We start from the raw sequence: 520 nt of genomic DNA, 5'->3' as shown, positions 1-520 counted from the left end.
CTGTTGCAGGATAAGCTGAATTTAACACAAACGAGCGCCAAAGAGTCTCATTCTGAGCGCCACAAACAAAATTCAAATACCAAATCCACTTCTGATCTTGAACCTGGCTTTAGAAAAGACCAAGGCCAGAACGACACACACAATCCCAACGGGGAAGGTTTGAGCGAACCGCAGCAAGGGCAAGACAAGGCAGCGGAAAACCCGGACCGGACCCTGGACGCGGAGATGAGCGGGGCCGCCGGGCTGCCGGCAGATATGTCCGGCCGCAGCGTTGATCTCTCCGGGCTGGGCGCGGATGCCTTCGAGGCCAAACCGGTTCCGCTCGGGCTGGTGCGCCAGGCCTGCCCGGATATAGCCGCCTATGCCAAAAACGGCCTGGCCAGCTGGTCCGAACTGATGGGGGCGGCCATTGTCGTGCGCTCCATGCTCGGGGTCAGCCCCTCCGCCTATGAGGAGGCCTGTGCGGTGCTTGGCCAGGAAAACGCCGCCATTGCCGTGGCCTGCATCCTGCAAAGGGCCG

The 520-nt window shown here is 60.8% G+C and carries 1 protein-coding gene; it reads left to right on the top strand.

Going from position 1 to position 520, the window contains the following annotated elements; genetic code table 11:
• Positions 1-159 precede the first annotated feature (159 nt).
• Positions 160-520, top strand: a 361-nt coding sequence (repC, locus tag C5750_RS26170; RefSeq protein ID WP_245421281.1) for a replication initiation protein RepC, incomplete at its 3' end; no start/stop codon positions are given.

It is taken from the genome of Phyllobacterium myrsinacearum (genome assembly GCF_002980555.1).
Taxonomy (GTDB): domain Bacteria; phylum Pseudomonadota; class Alphaproteobacteria; order Rhizobiales; family Rhizobiaceae; genus Phyllobacterium; species Phyllobacterium myrsinacearum.
The sequence above is the reverse complement of the archived record's forward strand: the minus strand, read 5'-3'. Positions and strand labels throughout refer to the sequence as shown.